The sequence below is a fragment of the Oceanisphaera submarina genome (assembly GCF_046521305.1).
Taxonomy (GTDB): domain Bacteria; phylum Pseudomonadota; class Gammaproteobacteria; order Enterobacterales; family Aeromonadaceae; genus Oceanimonas; species Oceanimonas submarina.
The window spans coordinates 326,213-342,790 of record NZ_JBKGFN010000001.1; the positions used below are offsets into that span (position 1 = coordinate 326,213).

The window sequence follows — 16,578 nt, forward strand, 5'->3', positions numbered from 1 at the left end:
CTGATTTTTAGCCAAAGAGGGTGTTCCGGCTATTAACACCTACTCAACATGTTTGATTTTCATCCGGCAACACTTCGGTTTGCCGGCAATACCAATAATGTAAGCAATGATGTCGTCCGCTGACAGCGCTGGCGCGTCGGCCTGGCTCGACCAGCCACTGCTGCCGCCCAAATATACTCACGAATATCAAATCAGCTCGGGCATCCGCATCACAGAACACAAGGTTATCAATAACACACCGAACAAGGGATAGATTACTTTGGCAGGGTGAGCACACGGTCAAGAAAGGCACAAAATAGGAGTCATCATCACAATATTTCGTCGGCATTTAAAGCTTCATCCCGAGACCTTCTAAAACTAATGCCATGGCCCAGTAACATACAATTGTAACCCCTATTGAAACACTCATACTCAGATAAAAATTCAGCCCCTGTGCCAACAGAAAGGGAAGTGTTAAAAACAAAGCCAAGGACGGGATAACAAGCCAAAATATGCTGATAGATAAATTACTAATTTTTGTGACATCTTTGGTATCGATGTAAAGCCAAATCATCGCAAGAACCGATATCAACGGCACGGATGCCATTATGGCCCCGACAACAGAGCTCCGTTTAGCCACCTCGGATATAGCGACAACCAACACCGTTGTTATCACAACTTTAATTATATAATAAGTCAACATACACGCCCTGTTCTTGTTGTCGGAAATAACAGACATGACAAAATCTAGTGCTCTGTTCCTGCGTATATCCACATAGGTTCGGTATTAGCTGCACGCTCAAAACCTAATGCTTTGTAGAACTCGATAGCTTCGCCGTCTGCTGTAAGCATTTGCTGATGAAAGCTGCTATAAACGGATTGCATTGTTTCCATCATCTTGCGACCAACACCCTTGCCATGCATTGAGGGGTGAACAAGCATGTGAGGATAGTAGACCACCAAATGACCATCTGAAATTGCATTACCCACGCCAACAAGTTTTCCTGAAACTCGTGCTGTAACAAGTGTATGGGAGTTACGTAACGCAAGGATTAACTGGTCTGGTTTGTCAGCAGAAGACCATCCATTTTCACGATAAATTTCAATGATCTCGGCTTCATCAACATGGCCGTTAAGCTCAACTTTAATATCCATATATACCTCTGATTCCGTATATTACAGTCATGCCGACTCCTTAAGGCATAGTCGTGGCTGGATGGCCAGTTACCTAACCGCCCCCTCACAGCTCCGGATATGGGGAACTAGCGCCCTCTGCGGCCGAAACCCTGAAGGTCAGGCTCACGGTACCGGCCAGCCCCTTGGCTAGCAGTACCTTCAAGGCCGGGCTTTATGCTTGTCGAGCACCTGCAGCAACCGGTACTGATACAAGCTGGCATCCGCCGGGGCCGTGGCCGACGTAAAGCGCTGGCGGCGCTCTACCCGTAGCGTTTGCTGGTAGCCCGGTTCAAATTCGAAGCCCTGAATACGGTCATAGAACAGGCGACCATCCACCACCAGGCATTGCATGGGGCCCACCCCAACACAGTGAACGCGTTGCGGCCCCACCGTAACGGTCATCACCTCTGCCGTTGCCTCGACGTTGCCGTTTGCCTCCGGCGCGCCACCCGTTGAACAACCCGCCAGTAACAGTGTCAGCAACGCCGTGATACGCTTTTTCATCGATAGACTCCTGACCATAATCGCCACATGGCGAATTACGTTTTATGGATGTGCCGTATTGCAACACAGCTTTGTTGAGACAAAAAGCCTTCTATCACCTCGGCCACGGTTTGCTTGACCCAGGCGGTACCGTAATCGCTCAGATCCATGTGTTTTGAGTCGGTAATTGCTACCACGCAGCCGTTATATTCCCGCTGTTCGGCATCGGTCAGCAGCACCGCCTGCGCGGTGGGGTATTCCGTGGCCCGGATCGACAACACACGAACAGCATCACTTTTTGGCAAGCTTACTCGGCGATGATCCAGGGTGATGAGGTTGACAATGTAGTCTTTGCCTTCATTAGCCAGCCATGCCGAAATGTCGCCGCCATTGGAGTGCCCGACCAGTAATAGCTGGTTGAAGTCGTATTCCGTAAAGCGGTCCGGCAGCTGCTGCTGCAAAAATGCCAGGGTGACCGCCCCGCGCTGCCAGTTTTCGATCCGGGTTTGATACAGGTCACCGGCTCTGGACAATGGCGGATCTTGCGGCAACTCGTGATCTACCGCTATGGTCAGGTAGCCCAGTGAATTCAAGCGCTCGCTGATAAAGCGATACTGTTCATACGGTACCCTGTTGCCGGCGCTGAGAAAGGCCACCTTGCACTTCCGGGCCAGAGTGCAGGCCCGGGCTTCGGTAGGCAGTGAAACGGAGATGGGAATGTTTCTTTCTCTTTCGGCATCATGGATTATCAAGGTTTGTGCAAGGCTTGAAAAAGAGAGTAATAAAATAAAAAATCCGGCAATGAATTTCATGCTTTTATCCTGTTAAATCTCTACCTTTGGCCAGAGATGAATAGATAAATTTTTACTGCTGCAGGTCGTTAAAAAATATAACACCGCAATGAAAATACTTCTACACAGTAAAAATAGACAGTAATTCTTGGTTACACATTAAAAAAAGGGCCTGAGTTTCTCGGGCCCTTCTTGGTTAAAACAGTAAGTGGTGTCTAAACGACTTGGCTATAAAAGGCTTCAACCGTTCCTTTTAACGTAATCGACATCGGCTGACCACGACGATCCAATGCTTTAGGCGATGGTATTTTCACCCAACCTTCACTAATGCAATACTCTTCAACATCGGTACGATCTTTACCGTTCAGCCGAATACCAATATTGTGCTCGAAACATTCAGCCACATGATACGGGCTGCGAGGGTGACCCGAAAGACGATCTGGCAATGCTGGTTGTGATTTAGTATCGCTCATGTTTTTATCTACATAAATAAAAGGTTTGCCATTATATACAATGCCGGCCTGACGCTCAAGAAGTACAGTAGTAGATTAGTTAGAAGTTTATATGATTGATTTATAGCAAAGCTGAGTATCGCTCCAAAAATTCAATTCACTATAAAAATACCCGCTGTTCATGGGTAACTCGATCCTCTAGCGCCGCGTTAAGGTGTGAGCCATGCTACCACCATATCTCAACCATTGAATCGCAAACACAAAATACAACCTTGAACTGAGCATGCCAAGCGTTGGGAGTCGCTCTTAAACATTCGTTATAACGAAGCATTTTCGCGCGCCTGTAGTTATCCGGTTTTTCTATGTTTAACAAAGGTAATAATGAAAACCACAAGCGCCAATAGCTCGAGCAGCCAGAACAAAGGAATAAACCCGAATGGCTCGACCAGCAATCCATTTTCATCTATGTACGAGCCGATAACGGCATAGGCCATTAAACACACAACGCCACTCATACAAAAAAGGAAACTTATCTTATATTTACTAAGAAATTTCATTGAAACCTCAAACTTGGATATAGAAACACCCGACATTTTGTAAGGGTCTATGGTTCACTTCAAAAAATGCAATTGACCAGGCAAGTTATAATGTTTTACATACTGAGTATACACACAGCACACAATGCAGCAGTACGGAAATAATAATATGACTATATAGATTTATCCATGTTCTGTCTTATGCCCGACAAAAAGGCGCATGCTCATATCATTCGGCAACCGTGCGAAGTATTCGCGCAAGAAAAACAAAAACCACCAAATATACTGTATGGGTATCAGTATTTCAGGACGGCATCATACAGAGGGGATGGGCTCATCCGATGCTGTTGGTTTACCGAGTTGCCTGCCGAGGCTGCCAACAGACAGCCTCTGAGCAATTAGGAGAACAAAGGGATCTGCGCCACCGAGCTGCACATGACAGGGCCAACAAAAGCTCCTGCAATGCCGCTACTCCCCCACCCTCCATGGCGGTTGGATGTCATGTGCCGTCATGGGGAGGTGCTTGAGCGAGTCGGAGAAGCCGGCTCTTTTGCCTGGAATTAGTAGCACAGTCAAACCGATCGAATGTTTAATGTAATAGACATTAAACAGGCAGAGGGTCGTCGGCAAGGCGCAACGAAATCATCGATGGAGAACAGAGATGAAAAATGGGGTAAAACAGTAGTGGAAGTATTCGAGGATAATACTGGTGTCGCTTTCAGCATAAGTTGACAAAAACTGCAACTAAAACCCAATAACTTACCACCAACCTTCACCATGAAGTGACACAAGTATCAACCATAAGGTGACATAAAGTGCACCCTACAAGCTAATCGTGCACAATCATGTCAGAAAGATTACTAAACAACACGCCACCTTTATACACCATTTTCTGATGAGCAAGCCGATGGGCTCTCCTTGGATCTGGGCTTTACGTTACACATTAACATGTATTAGTTCTGACTTGATCTGACACTCACCTTGAAGAAGTGAGGGTTACCGGCTTTGATGAAAGTGACCAAACCGACATCAAAGACATAAGAGGCAACCCTCATGATCAAGAGTAACGAACGCATCATCAAACACAAGCTTGGATTGCCCAACCTGGCAGAAGAGCTTGGCAACGTATCCCGGGCCTGCAAGGTGATGAGACTGTCACGAGATACCTTTTACCGTTATAAAGCCGCGTTGGAAGTTGAAGAGGCTGTCATTGCCTATGCCATTGAACAGCCTGCGCATGGACAGGTACGAGTAAGCAACGAGCTGCGCAAGCGCGGTATCTTTGTTTCTGCCAGAGGTGTGCGTAACATCTGGCTTCGGCATGAGTTGGCTAACTTCAAGCAACGGTTGGCTGCTCTGGAAGCCAAAATGGCAGAAAAAAGTCTGATCCTGACGGAATCCAAAGTTGCAGAACTGGAGCACAAGCAGCAGGATGATGAAGTCTCGGGTGAGATAGAAACCGTCCATCCCGGCTACCTGGGCTCGCAAGACACCTTCTACGTTGGAACACTTAAAGGCGTTGGCCGTTTCTATCAGTAAACCTTCGTCGATACCTACTCCAAAGTTGCCTGCGCCAAGCTGTATACCACCAAAACGCCCATCACGGCTGCCGACCTGCTGAATGACAAGGTCTTACCCTTGTTTGAGAGCCATGAGCTGCCTCTGCTGCGGATATTGACTGACCGGGGGACTGAGTATTGTAGCAAAGCGGAGCAGCATGATTACCAGCTGTATCTGGCAATCAATGACATCACGCTCACCCCAGACCAACGGTATCTGTGAGCGCTTCCATAAGACGATATGCAGGAGTTCTACCAGGTGACCTTCAGGAAGAAGATTTACAGTGAGCTTGATGAGCTTCAACACGCTCTGGATATCTGGTTAGAGTACTACAACAATGAACGAACCCATCAGGGAAAAATGTGCTGTGGTCGTACACCCATGGAGACATTGATTGATGGTAAATCAGCTTGGCAAGAGAAGTGTCTGGGCTGATTAAGATCTGACAGTCACGAACGGAAAGTCGGTAACTGTCAGATCGAGTCTGAATGACTACAATTTAGATATAATCTCCTTTATTTTCAATCACAAATGCACATCTCCTATGTCTCGTCGATATCAGCTCACATGCGCAATGGGCGCTGATTGCGCCTCTGTTTCCCTGCCGCCCCCGGATGGGACGGTCTTGTCCAGGCGCCTCGTGTGATGTTGGATACCATGCTTTGGATTCGTCATTCTGGCGCCCCCTGGCGAGACTTGCCTGAGCGTTTCGGTCCTTGGCACACCGTTTACAACACCTTTCGGCGCTGGTAACAACGTGGCCTGTTAGATGCCACTTTGCAGCAACTTCAGCTCGAGCTAAATGAAGAAGGCTTGATTGATTTTGAGCTATGGAGTCTCGATGGCTCCAACCTTCGAGCTTCAAAAGATGCGGTGGGCGTACCCAAAAAAAGGGGATAGGCCCTTTTCATCAAGCCTTGGGTCGCTCTCGCGGTGAGTTTGGCAGCAACATTCATTTAGTGAGTGATGGTAACGGACTGCCTCTGGGCTTCTGTCTGTCTCCCGGCCAATCATCTGAGATAAAGTACGCCATCACTGCGCTATCCACGGTGTCCATTCCGACACCGGCAGGGCGAGTTCGTACCCGGCCCGTCCATCTTGCAGGAGACAAGGCTTACAGTAGCAAAGGGTTGCGAGCAGAATTGAAGCGCAGAGGTATCAAACCGGTCATTTCTCAACGCTCGGATCAACGCAGACGACATCGTGGCCGTAATGGTGTAGAGCGCTGCTTTGGTTGGCTGAAAATTTATAATAATATCAACGCGCTATGAAAAACTGGCGTTCATGTTTTCAGCCTTCATCAAGCTCCCATTCTGTATGCGTTACCTGCGGGAGCTACTCCGTGACCGTGTTTGCACAGAAAGTTAGCAGTTTAAGAACACAGCCCAGGCTCTTTCCTGCCCTGAATTCATGACCTGGATTTTGATACCCAAAACCTGGCGACAGCACATAACCAACGGCTCCAGCCGACGTCTGCTGTCTGGCTCTGCCTTTCTTATTTACCGCCGGCAAAGTATATATTGTCAGTAATCTGTAATCTGCTCTATATTTTACAACGTAACGACGGCATCAGGATGGGCCAACTTCCGGAGTATGGAGTTTACCTCCCGCTTTTACATATCGAGTTAAGCTGCCATGCGCTTCATACACTGAGCGTCAGTCGTAAAGGACTGCCTTTATCTGTTTTCCGCACACTCAAGTGAGGAGGTTTACATATATAAAAAATGTGGCGTCTGAAACTATAAAAGTGAACCCATCATACTGAAGGAGAATTCGATGAAACTTACCAAAAAATTCATCGGGATAGTATTTGCCATTTTCTTCGCAAACTATGTCAGTGCAGAGGAAGCGACCGTCAACGCGACTGGAACCTGCAAGCTCACGAGTACAGCCGCCAGCAAGACTCTCTATGAAGGATCTTGCAAGATCAAGCAGACCATCAACGAGAGCGACTATTCGGTGTTCGAGATCACCATGGGTAGCGCAGAGTCCTTCCTGTTCGCTGGCACCAAAGGTCAGAAGGACTGGATGCACGGTCCTGATAAAGTCGAATTCACCGATCTTCCCACTGGCGCCATCTTCCGCTGGTCAGACTTCGCGCTTGTGGTTGCCCTGTAGGCGCGATAGTTTAGAAAACAGCAACAGGGTGGTTGCTCAATAACAACCAAGCCCACAGCGGAGCTGCGCACAGCTCCGCTGGCTTTACTTCGTTAACTGAGCAGGAATCTACATCTAGTGGTCAACTAATTCCGGACAGTAAATTAGACCGACTCTCGGCCTGAACCCCTTCATAGATGCCCGGGTTCGTCGAACTGGCGGAACGGGACCATCGCCAGATTTGAGCGGGAATGAATGCAAACGCAAACGGGCCATGACCGTGGAGATCAGGCGCCGTGATACATCTGATATGACCTGGCCCGCACCGGCATGATCGTTGAGGGCTTACGTCACTGCTCACCTGTACTACAAGCTGTTTCCCCATGCACGGTACGGGAGAAAAACTTCGAGTGTTACGAAGGTTATTTGTCAGCGCGTGGCGGAGCAGCGCTCTACACCATTACGGCCACGATGTCGTCTGCGTTGATCCGAGCGTTGAGAAATGACCGGTTTGATACCTCTGCGCTTCAATTCTGCTCGCAACCCTTTGCTACTGTAAGCCTTGTCTCCTGCAAGATGGACGGGCCGGGTACGAATTCGTCCTGCCGGTGTCGGAATGGACAGCGTGGATAGCGCAGTGATGGCGTACTTTATCTCAGCTGATAAGCTCGAAAAACTGTGTTCCTTGCTGCCGATGTTGCACCTTGAAGTCCGGCGTGCAGGACCACCTTTTACCTTCGAAGTTATAATAGAAGCCTTCAGATTGTGCCTCAAACGAAGCTATATAGGGGGAAGACTCAGGGTGGAAGCAGGTATCGAACTCAAGAGAGGATTCAGCCGTCACTACAGCGCTCATTTTGGCGCTGGCAAAGCGGAAGATATTTTTGACCGGGGAGTGTTTCAAGCGACGCCTATACATAGGCAGTACCGTCATTTGTTGTAATACTACAACAAATGACGGCTATGTCACCTTATGGTGCAAATTTTGTCAGCTTATAGTAAAGATTTGTCAACTTATGCTAAAAGCGACAGCTGGAAATTGGAGGTGACCGCCGCCAGCCACATCCCGGCACTCAGAGGTTCCTGCTTTGGTTGCTCCCTTCCGGGCCTGGCCTGGTAAACAAGATTCTGATGCGAGAGGACCAACGGGGTCACCATCGAAGAAAGGCCAGTGTAGCAAAGATGTGTTTGATTGCAATAAGCCACTGACTGATTGCGGTTTTATTCATCAGTGATGAAGCAAAAGAGTGAGGCGCGAGGACAGACTGCTCCCCTTTTGGCGCCTCTCTCTTCCCCCCTTTCCCCTCACAGTTTCATTAAAACGGGAACATCAGCGGTACCAGGCTGATGACCCCGGCCGAATACAGCAGGCTGACCGGCAGCCCCGTCTTCAGATAATCCACCATGCGATAGCGGCCCGGCGAATAGACCATCAAGTGGGTCTGATAGCCGAACGGGATAATAAAACAGGCACTGGCGCCAAAGGCCACCGCCATGATGAAGGGCATGGGATCGGCGCCAAAGGCGCTGGCGGTAGAGAGTCCGATGGGAAACACCAGGGCGGCGGCGGCGTTGTTGGTCACCACCTCGGTGAGGATCAGCGTAATCACAAACACCCCGATGAAGGCGCCGTACACCCCATAACCGTTGCAGACGCTGCGCACCGCATCGGCCACCAGTTGCGCCCCACCCGAGCTTTCCAGCGCCTTGGCCACGGTCAGCGCCGAGCCGATGATCAGCCACAATTCGAACGGAAAACGCCGACGCAGCTCGCTCAGGGTCAGAATGCGGGTCACCAGCAACGCTGCCAGCAATACCAGCAGGCCGTTCAGCAGCGGCACCAGCCCTGATGCCGCTAGGGCAATGACAACGCCAAAGCCGCAAAAGGCGAGCAGGCTCTGATTTTTGTGCAGCTTGGGCCGCTGCAGGGTACCGCTCAGCACATGAAAATTGCTGTCGATATTACGTTGATCGGTAAAGTCCGGCCCCACCGCCAGCAACAGGCTGTCACCTACCCGCAACGGTATCTGCCCCAGCTGGCCGGTCAGCCGGCGCCGGCCACGACGAATACCGACCACGCCGGCGTTGAACAGGGTGCGAAAGTCCACCTCGCGCAAGGTACGTTTGGCCAGCTCCGACTCGTTGGCGATCACCACTTCCACCAGGTTGGAGGACAGCAGCCGATCTACCCCGTTGCCAAATAACTGCAAGCCGGGAAAACGCTGTAACGCCTGCACCTTTTCCACTTCACCGGTAAACACCAGCACATCTCCCTGCTGCAGCACTTCGTCTGGCGACACCGGACTCAGCAGTCGGTCGTGGCGTAATATTTCCAGCAAGAACAGCCCGTTCAGGCTGCGAAGCTGGTTGTCTTCGATGCTGTTACCGATCAGCGGCGACTCGGCCATGATCTGAGCTTCCAGAAAATAGGACTGGGGTGTTTCCTGATCCTGCACCCGGTTTTGCGGCAACAGGCGGGCGCTGAACAACAGCCCCAGAATACAAATCAGCGCCACCGGCAAGCCGACCATGGTGAACTGAAACATACCCAGCGGCGGCAGACCGGCGTTAATGACGAAAGAGTTCACCACCAGGTTGGTGGAGGTGCCTACCAGGGTGGTGACGCCGCCCAGGATGGAAGCGTAAGACAGCGGGATCAACAGTCGTGAGGCCGGAATGTAACGCTGCCGGGAAATCACCCCCAGCAAGGAGCCCACCACGGCGGTGTTATTGAGAAAGGCGGAAAGAAAGGCGGTCAACCCCATCAACCGCAGGCTGGCCATCGACTCGCGGCCCTTGAGCAGGGTGTCCGATACCCGATCGAGCAGCGGCGAGCGTTCCAGCGCCAGCGACACCAGCATCAGCACCAACAGGGTGATCAAGGCCGGGTTGGAAAAACTGGTAAGCAATGCCTGTTGTTCGGTCACTCCGAACAGTACATAGCCCACCGCCCAGCCGGTAAACAGTACCGCCGGTGGCACTCGTCCCTGGATCAGCAGGGCCAACAAGGCGCCAATTGATGCTAATACCAAATATGCTGACATATATAACCACTCGCTCTTTAGCAGGGCTATCATTGTAACCATATATCAAATAAACTGGATATATAGATCATCTATAACATTTGGTTATTAGTATAATCCATAATTGAGAGCGGTATCACATATGAATCTGACGCACCTGCAACGGCTGGAAGCCGAAAGTATCCACATCATGCGGGAAGTAGTGGCAGAGGCCGACAATCCGGTCATGCTCTACTCCATCGGTAAAGACAGCGCCGTGATGCTGCATTTGGCGATGAAAGCCTTCTACCCGTCCCTTCCCCCCTTCCCGCTGCTGCATGTGGACACTCGCTGGAAGTTTCGCGAAATGTACGAATTTCGCGACCAGATGGTAGAGAAGCTGGGCATGGACTTGCTGGTGCATGTGAACCCCGAGGCCGTAGAGAAGGACATCAACCCCTTCACCCACGGCTCGGCCATTCATACCGACATTACCAAGACCGAGGGTCTGAAGCAGGCGTTGGACCAGCACGGCTTCGACGCCGCCTTCGGGGGGGCCCGCCGGGATGAAGAAAAGTCCCGCGCCAAGGAGCGTATCTTCTCTTTCCGTACCGCGCAGCACCGCTGGGATCCCAAGAACCAGCGTCCGGAACTGTGGAAGCTGTATAACGCCCGCAAGCAGAAGGGCGAGTCGATTCGGGTGTTTCCGCTGTCAAACTGGACCGAGCTGGATATCTGGCAGTATATCCATCTGGAAAACATTCCCATTGTGCCGCTGTATTATGCGGCCAAGCGCCCGGTAGTGGAGCGCGACGGCGCCCTGATCATGGTGGATGACGAGCGCATGCCGCTGAAAGACGGTGAAGTGCCGATGATGAAAAACGTGCGCTTCCGTACCCTGGGTTGTTATCCGCTCACCGGGGCCGTGGAGTCGGAGGCCGACACCCTGCCCGCCATTATTCAGGAAATGCTGCTCACCAAAACGTCCGAACGTCAGGGCCGCATGATAGACCACGACTCCGCCGCATCCATGGAAAAGAAAAAACAAGAGGGTTACTTCTAATGGCGCACGTATCCGACCTTATCTCCTCCGATATCGAGCAATATCTGCAGGCCCACGAGCACAAGAGTCTGCTGCGGTTTATTACCTGCGGCAGCGTGGACGACGGCAAGAGCACCCTGATTGGTCGCCTGTTGTTCGAGTCCAAGATGCTGTTTGAAGATCAACTGGCCGCCATGGAAGCCGACTCCAGAAAATGGGGCACCCAGGGCGAAGACATCGACTTTGCGCTGCTGGTCGACGGCCTGGCCGCCGAACGCGAGCAGGGCATTACCATCGACGTTGCCTATCGTTTCTTCTCCACCGACAAGCGCAAGTTCATCGTGGCCGACACCCCGGGGCACGAACAGTACACCCGCAACATGGTGACCGGTGCCTCTACCGCCGACGCCGCCATTCTGATGGTCGATGCCCGTAAAGGTATTCTCACCCAGACCCGCCGTCACAGTTACCTGATGTCCCTGCTGGGCATTCGCCAGATTGTGGTGGCCATCAACAAGATGGATCTGGTCGACTACTCCGAGCAGCGTTTTAACGAGATCGTCGAGGAATACGGCCGGTTTGCCGAGCAATTGGGCCTGAGCAACATCACCTATATTCCGATGTCGGCGTTCAAGGGCGACAACATCGTTGACCCCAGCCCCAGAATGACCTGGTACAAGATGCCTGAATACAAGGGCACCACCCTGATGGGCTTTCTGGAAACGGTGGAAGTGGACGACACCCGCATGCAGCGCGCGCCCTTCCGTCTGCCGGTACAGTGGGTCAACCGCCCCAACCTGGACTTCCGTGGCTTCTCCGGTTCCATCACCAGCGGCGTAATCAAGCCCGGTGACCGCATTCGCGTGCAGCCGTCGGGCAAGGAAAGCACGGTCGAGCGTATCGTTACCTACAGCGGCGATCTGGAACAGGCGGTAGCCGGTCAGTCGGTGACCCTGACCCTGGCGGATGAAATCGATATCTCCCGGGGCGATGTGATCTCCATCGCCGAGGCACCGGCCGAAACCGCCGATCAGTTTGAAAGCACCCTGGTATGGATGCACGACGACGCCCTGCTGCCCGGTCGCCCCTATCTGCTGAAAATCGGCACCCAGACCGTGACTGCCAGCGTAACCGACATCAAGTATCAGGTGAACGTCAACACCCTGGAACACACCGCCGCCAAGCAACTGGAGCTGAACGGTATCGGCGTCTGTAACCTGAGCCTGGACAGGGCCATCGCCTTCGATGACTACCAGACCAACAAGGACACCGGCGGTTTTATCCTGATCGACCGCCTCAGCAACACTACTGTGGCCGCCGGCATGCTGCACTTTGCCCTGCGCCGTAGCCAGAACATTCACTACCAGCATGTGGACGTGAACAAGGACGCCCGCGCCCAGGCCAAGAGCCAGCAGCCGAGCCTTCTTTGGTTTACCGGCCTGTCCGGTGCCGGCAAGTCGACCATCGCCAACCTGGTAGAGAAAAAGCTGCATGCCCTGGGCGGCCACACCTACCTGCTGGACGGCGACAACGTACGTCACGGTCTGAACAAGGATCTGGGCTTTACCGACGCCGACCGGGTAGAAAATATTCGCCGGGTAGCCGAAGTCTCGAAGCTGATGGTCGATGCGGGTCTGATAGTGCTCACCGCCTTCATCTCGCCGTTCCGTGCCGAACGCCGCATGGCCCGCGAGTCACTGGCCGAAGGCGAGTTTATCGAGGTGTTTGTCGACACCCCGCTGAACGTAGCCGAAGAGCGCGACGTGAAGGGCCTGTACAAGAAAGCCCGTCGCGGTGAGCTGAAAAACTTCACCGGCATCGACTCGGCCTACGAACAGCCTGAAGCGGCAGAAATCCACCTGGATACCACCCGCCTCAGTGCCGACGAAGCCGCCGACCTGGTGATCGCCGAACTGCGCAAGCGCGGTGTCATTGCCGGCTAAGCGCCGGGCGTTACACCGTAAGACAAAAGGAGCCGGTAGGCTCCTTTTTTCATGAGTTGCTTTTGGTGTAACTGCCGCTTCAGCCGGCAGGACTGCGCAGCAGGGCGATTAAACCCGGCGTCATGCCGGTAACACCCTGCCCGCCCGCCACATAGCGCCGCCTCTCTACCGTCATTGCCGCGCAGGCGGGAACCCAGTGCCCTTGCCATGGATCTCCGCCTGCGCGGAGCTGACGCTCCTGATCCACCGGCTCCGGGCCTGTAACGCAAAAAGGCCGGATAGCTCCGGCCTTTGGTATGGGATGTTACAGAGACCTTGGCCGCACCGCTTATTCGACGGTGGCGGCTGCCTGCTCTACCTTGCCGACCAGTTCGGCCCAGAACGACTGCACCAGTTTCTGATCCGCATCGTTCAGCTCACCGCTCAGAATGGCCTGATTGAGGCTGGTGTTAACCCGGGCTTTGACGTCCCGCACATGGTTACGACCGGCGATTTCACACTGGGCAACCGACAGGGTGATATGCCCGCGCAAATAGCCACCGGCAAACAGCTGGTCGTCTGTGGCGGTAGCGATATTGCCGTCGATTTCTGCCAGCAGCAGCCGTTCAAATTCAAAAATATTCATTTATTGCGCCTCGTCTTCCGGGTTTGCCACCCGCACCAGAACTTCATCATGATAGCCAGTGATCACTCGTATCAGGCCGCCAAGCGCTCGGTCCAGCTCGAAATCATTGGTGTCCACTCGCAACGGGCGGCCTTGCAGCGAATTAAGCTTGGTCTTGGTCGCCAGTAGCCAGATATTGTCGCGCCCCACTGCCTTGATCACCTCGGGGCTCAGCTGCTGATTGCCACGGCCGAAAATATGACCCTGCCCCCCGATAAGGGTGATCACCAGCTTGCATTTCCTGTCCCTGATTTGTTGATACAGGCCTCTGGCGTCCAGATCCGAAGCCACCAGGCGTTTCTGATAAACCAGATCCACGCCCAGCAAGGTATTCTCCAGCCCCAGCCGCTCCATCACCGCCGCCACGGTACCGCCGGAGCCCATGATGAAATAGCAGTCGTCGTCCTCTTCCATCCGCTCGAGGATGTCGTCGGCAATATCGGTCAACACCAGCTCGTCCGACTCCACGCCCGACACCTTGACCGCCTGCACATAGCTAAGATCACCCGGTATCAGCATTTCGCCGTAACGACGGGCATGCACTCGTCCTTCGCGGAAGGCGGCTTCGTCGATGTCCATCACGTCTGCGGCCAGCAGGCTGACCGGCTCGCCACGCACCAGCATGGCCAGCAGGCGGCCGGTACCGGCCGGCGTGACGCCATAAACACCGGAGTGAATTTTCACCCCGGCGGGAATGCCCAGCACACAGAGGTTGTCGGGGGCGGCGGCGCACACGTCCCGGGCGGTACCGTCACCACCGGCGAACAGCAGCAAGTCGATGCCCTGCTCCACCAGGGCGGCCACCGCATTACGGGTGTCTTCGGCAGTGGTGGGGCTGGCGGGCTGATAACAAACCTCGAAGGGCAATGCCTGCTGACGGCACACGGTTTCCCCCATGTCGCCGGCTACCGTATAGAAGGTTAAGCCGTCTTTGAGGGCTGTCAGCTCGGCCAGCGCCAGCTGAGTGCGCTTGAGCGATCGGGGTTCGGCCCCCAGCGCCAGCGCCTGTTCGGCCATGCCGTCGCTGCCCTTGAGCGCCACGCTGCCGCCCAGCCCCGCCAGCGGGTTGATAATCAAACCAATCTTGAACATCACTGCCCTCTTGTCTCAGCTGAAATCGGCCGCCGTGAGTGCCGGCCGTTGGTAATGACGCCGCAACGCCGCCATCAACGTCTGGGCCCGGGACGGAAAGCCCTGTTCCAGGTAACGCAGCGCCTGCTCCCGCACGAGCGCCTTGAAGGCGTGCCTGTCCGGCTCCACGCTGCCGTTGAGGTTGTCGCAGCTCACGTTGAAGTGAAAACCGCAGCACAAGGACAGCGCCCACTCGATGGCCTGGGGTTTGATTTCCACCGCTTCAAACTGCCGCTGCTGTTCACCATCGCGGCCGTCCGGGCAGTACCAGTAGCCGTAGTCCACCTGGGTGCGCCGGGCCTCGCCCGCCAGCAGCCAGTGGGCTACCTCGTGCAGGGCGCTGGCAAAAAAACCATGAGCAAAAATAATGCGATGATGACCCACCTCGGCATCGGCCGGCAGATAGATAGGTTCGTCATCGCCCCGCTCGAGGCGCGTATTGTACGTGGCGGCGAAGCTTTGGTTAAACAGGGAAATCAGATCCCGATAGCAAAATGACATAATAAAAAGCGACCCTCAATCACTATGTCACTGCGTCAGCGCAATTAATGCACAGTGACGGGACACACCCTAAGGGCCGCTATTTTACCCGGCTACCGGGGGCAAACAAGGGGGATATCAGACCAGTTTTGGTGTTCCGGTGCTCACTTCGGCGTTTTGGCCTCGGTTGAGCAGCAGATGGTCGAGCAGCACTATGGCCAGCATCGCCTCGGCAATGGGCACGGCACGAATGCCCACACAGGGGTCGTGGCGACCACGGGTCACCAGCTCGGCGGCATCACCGGTGGTGTCTATGGTGTTACCCGGCACCATGATGCTGGACGTCGGCTTGAGCGCTATGCTGGCCACTATGTCCTGACCGCTGGAAATACCGCCCAGAATGCCGCCCGCGTGGTTGCTGACAAAGCCATCCGGATGCAGCTCGTCGCGGTGCTCGGAGCCTTTTTGCTCCACCACCGCAAAGCCGTCACCGATTTCCACGCCCTTGACCGCATTGATGCTCATCAGCGCATGGGCAATATCGGCGTCCAGTCGGTCGAACACCGGTTCGCCCAGCCCGACCGGCACCCCCTGGGCCACCACCTGGATCTTGGCGCCGATGGAGTTACCTTCTTTTTTCAGGTCACGCATGTATTCGTCCAGCGCATCCAACTTGCCCGCATCGGCAAAGAAGAAGGGATTGGTTTCAATCAGGCTCTTGTCGAACGTCTCGGCCTGGATAGGTCCCAGCTGGGTCAGGTGTGCGAAGATGGACACCCCGTATTTGGCCAGCACCTTCTTGGCGATGGCGCCGGCGGCCACCCGCATGGCGGTTTCCCGAGCCGAAGAACGGCCGCCGCCACGATAGTCGCGAATGCCGTACTTCTGGTGGTAGGTGTAGTCCGCATGACCCGGACGGAACAGATCCTTGATGGCGGAATAATCCTTGGAGCGCTGATCGGTATTTTCGATCAGCAGACCGATGGAGGTGCCCGTGGTCTTGCCTTCAAATACGCCACTCAGGATCTTGACCTGATCCGCTTCCCTGCGCTGGGTGGTAAAGCGGGAGGTGCCCGGCTTGCGCCGATCCAGATCCTGCTGCAGATCCGCTTCGCTCAGTTCAATGCCCGGCGGTACGCCATCGACCACGGCGCCCAGAGCCAGACCATGGCTCTCACCGAAGGTTGAAACACGAAAAAGGGTTCCGATACTGTTCCCTGCCATTAGTAATTTCCTTTATTG

General features: G+C 53.8%; 15 protein-coding genes, 1 other RNA gene and 3 pseudogenes. 6 read left to right on the forward strand and 13 right to left on the reverse strand.

Going from position 1 to position 16,578, the window contains the following annotated elements; genetic code table 11:
- Positions 1-328: 328 nt before the first annotated feature.
- The 6 genes from ACLEIV_RS01735 to ACLEIV_RS01760 form a co-directional block, all read right to left on the reverse strand.
- Positions 329-718 (reverse strand): DUF3147 family protein, encoded by a 390-nt coding sequence (locus ACLEIV_RS01735; protein WP_410454940.1) that lies wholly within the window; start codon positions 716-718, stop codon positions 329-331.
- Positions 719-726: 8 nt separating this feature from the next.
- A complete protein-coding gene (locus ACLEIV_RS01740; RefSeq protein WP_410454941.1) occupies positions 727-1,134 on the reverse strand; it encodes a GNAT family N-acetyltransferase in 408 nt (135 codons plus the stop codon).
- A gap of 180 nt (positions 1,135-1,314) precedes the next feature.
- Complete coding sequence (locus tag ACLEIV_RS01745) at positions 1,315-1,659, reverse strand: DUF4377 domain-containing protein (protein ID WP_410454942.1); 345 nt, start codon at positions 1,657-1,659, stop codon at positions 1,315-1,317.
- Positions 1,660-1,694: 35 nt separating this feature from the next.
- Positions 1,695-2,450: an alpha/beta hydrolase gene (locus ACLEIV_RS01750; protein WP_410454943.1), complete on the reverse strand. Its 756-nt coding sequence runs from the start codon at positions 2,448-2,450 to the stop codon at positions 1,695-1,697.
- Between the two features lie 194 nt (positions 2,451-2,644).
- Positions 2,645-2,902, reverse strand: a complete 258-nt coding sequence (locus ACLEIV_RS01755) for a DUF3297 family protein (protein WP_410454944.1) — start codon at positions 2,900-2,902, stop codon at positions 2,645-2,647.
- A 326-nt stretch (positions 2,903-3,228) separates the two neighbouring features.
- Positions 3,229-3,474 carry a DUF3955 domain-containing protein gene (locus ACLEIV_RS01760; RefSeq protein ID WP_410454945.1) on the reverse strand — a complete coding sequence of 82 codons (246 nt, stop codon included), beginning with the start codon at positions 3,472-3,474 and terminating at the stop codon, positions 3,229-3,231.
- Between the two features lie 996 nt (positions 3,475-4,470).
- On the opposite strand from ACLEIV_RS01760, the pseudogene ACLEIV_RS01765 reads away from it, so the two are divergent.
- The 3 genes and pseudogenes from ACLEIV_RS01765 to ACLEIV_RS01775 all read left to right on the forward strand — a co-directional run bounded on the left by ACLEIV_RS01765 (position 4,471) and on the right by ACLEIV_RS01775 (position 7,095).
- Positions 4,471-5,412: pseudogene (locus ACLEIV_RS01765) on the forward strand (integrase core domain-containing protein).
- 109 nt (positions 5,413-5,521) lie between these two features.
- Positions 5,522-6,345: pseudogene (locus tag ACLEIV_RS01770) on the forward strand (IS5 family transposase).
- A 408-nt stretch (positions 6,346-6,753) separates the two neighbouring features.
- The gene (locus ACLEIV_RS01775) at positions 6,754-7,095 is read left to right on the forward strand and encodes a hypothetical protein (RefSeq protein ID WP_410454946.1); all 342 of its coding nucleotides are present in this window, start codon (positions 6,754-6,756) and stop codon (positions 7,093-7,095) included.
- A gap of 423 nt (positions 7,096-7,518) precedes the next feature.
- On the opposite strand, the pseudogene ACLEIV_RS01780 reads toward ACLEIV_RS01775, so the two are convergent.
- Positions 7,519-7,737 (reverse strand): annotated as a pseudogene (locus tag ACLEIV_RS01780) (IS5-like element ISAs34 family transposase); the annotation flags it as partial.
- Here ACLEIV_RS01780 and ACLEIV_RS01785 point away from each other — a divergent pair.
- Positions 7,691-8,017: a hypothetical protein gene (locus tag ACLEIV_RS01785; protein ID WP_410455097.1), complete on the forward strand. Its 327-nt coding sequence runs from the start codon at positions 7,691-7,693 to the stop codon at positions 8,015-8,017. The pseudogene ACLEIV_RS01780 and the gene ACLEIV_RS01785 sit on opposite strands and share 47 nt — an antisense overlap.
- A gap of 107 nt (positions 8,018-8,124) precedes the next feature.
- Here the strand turns inward: ACLEIV_RS01785 and ffs are convergent.
- Both ffs and ACLEIV_RS01795 read right to left on the reverse strand, forming a co-directional pair.
- Positions 8,125-8,222, reverse strand: an RNA gene (ffs, locus tag ACLEIV_RS01790) — signal recognition particle sRNA small type.
- A gap of 168 nt (positions 8,223-8,390) precedes the next feature.
- Entirely contained in the window at positions 8,391-10,118 is a 1,728-nt protein-coding gene (locus ACLEIV_RS01795; RefSeq protein WP_410454947.1) for an SLC13 family permease, read from the reverse strand.
- 121 nt (positions 10,119-10,239) lie between these two features.
- Here ACLEIV_RS01795 and cysD point away from each other — a divergent pair, with 121 nt between their 5' ends.
- Both cysD and cysN read left to right on the forward strand, forming a co-directional pair.
- Positions 10,240-11,139: a sulfate adenylyltransferase subunit CysD gene (cysD, locus tag ACLEIV_RS01800; RefSeq protein ID WP_410454948.1), complete on the forward strand. Its 900-nt coding sequence runs from the start codon at positions 10,240-10,242 to the stop codon at positions 11,137-11,139.
- A complete protein-coding gene (gene cysN / locus ACLEIV_RS01805; RefSeq protein ID WP_410454949.1) occupies positions 11,139-13,061 on the forward strand; it encodes a sulfate adenylyltransferase subunit CysN in 1,923 nt (640 codons plus the stop codon). The genes cysD and cysN overlap by 1 nt, the downstream gene beginning before the upstream one ends.
- Before the next feature lie 328 nt (positions 13,062-13,389).
- On the opposite strand, the gene ACLEIV_RS01810 is transcribed toward cysN, so the two are convergent.
- The 4 genes from ACLEIV_RS01810 to aroC all read right to left on the reverse strand — a co-directional run bounded on the left by ACLEIV_RS01810 (position 13,390) and on the right by aroC (position 16,560).
- Entirely contained in the window at positions 13,390-13,686 is a 297-nt protein-coding gene (locus ACLEIV_RS01810; protein WP_410454950.1) for a YfcL family protein, read from the reverse strand.
- Positions 13,687-14,817: an ATP-NAD kinase family protein gene (locus tag ACLEIV_RS01815; RefSeq protein WP_410454951.1), complete on the reverse strand. Its 1,131-nt coding sequence runs from the start codon at positions 14,815-14,817 to the stop codon at positions 13,687-13,689.
- Positions 14,818-14,832: 15 nt separating this feature from the next.
- The gene (locus tag ACLEIV_RS01820) at positions 14,833-15,357 is read right to left on the reverse strand and encodes an elongation factor P hydroxylase (RefSeq protein ID WP_410454952.1); all 525 of its coding nucleotides are present in this window, start codon (positions 15,355-15,357) and stop codon (positions 14,833-14,835) included.
- A 117-nt stretch (positions 15,358-15,474) separates the two neighbouring features.
- Positions 15,475-16,560: a chorismate synthase gene (gene aroC / locus ACLEIV_RS01825; protein WP_410454953.1), complete on the reverse strand. Its 1,086-nt coding sequence runs from the start codon at positions 16,558-16,560 to the stop codon at positions 15,475-15,477.
- Positions 16,561-16,578: the final 18 nt, after the last annotated feature.

What these genes read in the sequence shown, in the direction of transcription:
- ACLEIV_RS01735 (WP_410454940.1), bottom strand. Translation starts at nt 718, where the DNA reads ATGTCTGTTATTTCCGACAACAAGAACAGGGCGTGTATGTTGACTTAT.
- ACLEIV_RS01740 (WP_410454941.1), bottom strand. Translation starts at nt 1,134, where the DNA reads ATGGATATTAAAGTTGAGCTTAACGGCCATGTTGATGAAGCCGAGATC.
- ACLEIV_RS01745 (WP_410454942.1), bottom strand. Translation starts at nt 1,659, where the DNA reads ATGAAAAAGCGTATCACGGCGTTGCTGACACTGTTACTGGCGGGTTGT.
- ACLEIV_RS01750 (WP_410454943.1), bottom strand. Translation starts at nt 2,450, where the DNA reads ATGAAATTCATTGCCGGATTTTTTATTTTATTACTCTCTTTTTCAAGC.
- ACLEIV_RS01755 (WP_410454944.1), bottom strand. Translation starts at nt 2,902, where the DNA reads ATGAGCGATACTAAATCACAACCAGCATTGCCAGATCGTCTTTCGGGT.
- ACLEIV_RS01760 (WP_410454945.1), bottom strand. Translation starts at nt 3,474, where the DNA reads ATGTCGGGTGTTTCTATATCCAAGTTTGAGGTTTCAATGAAATTTCTT.
- ACLEIV_RS01775 (WP_410454946.1), top strand. Translation starts at nt 6,754, where the DNA reads ATGAAACTTACCAAAAAATTCATCGGGATAGTATTTGCCATTTTCTTC.
- ACLEIV_RS01785 (WP_410455097.1), top strand. Translation starts at nt 7,691, where the DNA reads ATGGACAGCGTGGATAGCGCAGTGATGGCGTACTTTATCTCAGCTGAT.
- ACLEIV_RS01795 (WP_410454947.1), bottom strand. Translation starts at nt 10,118, where the DNA reads ATGTCAGCATATTTGGTATTAGCATCAATTGGCGCCTTGTTGGCCCTG.
- cysD (WP_410454948.1), top strand. Translation starts at nt 10,240, where the DNA reads ATGAATCTGACGCACCTGCAACGGCTGGAAGCCGAAAGTATCCACATC.
- cysN (WP_410454949.1), top strand. Translation starts at nt 11,139, where the DNA reads ATGGCGCACGTATCCGACCTTATCTCCTCCGATATCGAGCAATATCTG.
- ACLEIV_RS01810 (WP_410454950.1), bottom strand. Translation starts at nt 13,686, where the DNA reads ATGAATATTTTTGAATTTGAACGGCTGCTGCTGGCAGAAATCGACGGC.
- ACLEIV_RS01815 (WP_410454951.1), bottom strand. Translation starts at nt 14,817, where the DNA reads ATGTTCAAGATTGGTTTGATTATCAACCCGCTGGCGGGGCTGGGCGGC.
- ACLEIV_RS01820 (WP_410454952.1), bottom strand. Translation starts at nt 15,357, where the DNA reads ATGTCATTTTGCTATCGGGATCTGATTTCCCTGTTTAACCAAAGCTTC.
- aroC (WP_410454953.1), bottom strand. Translation starts at nt 16,560, where the DNA reads ATGGCAGGGAACAGTATCGGAACCCTTTTTCGTGTTTCAACCTTCGGT.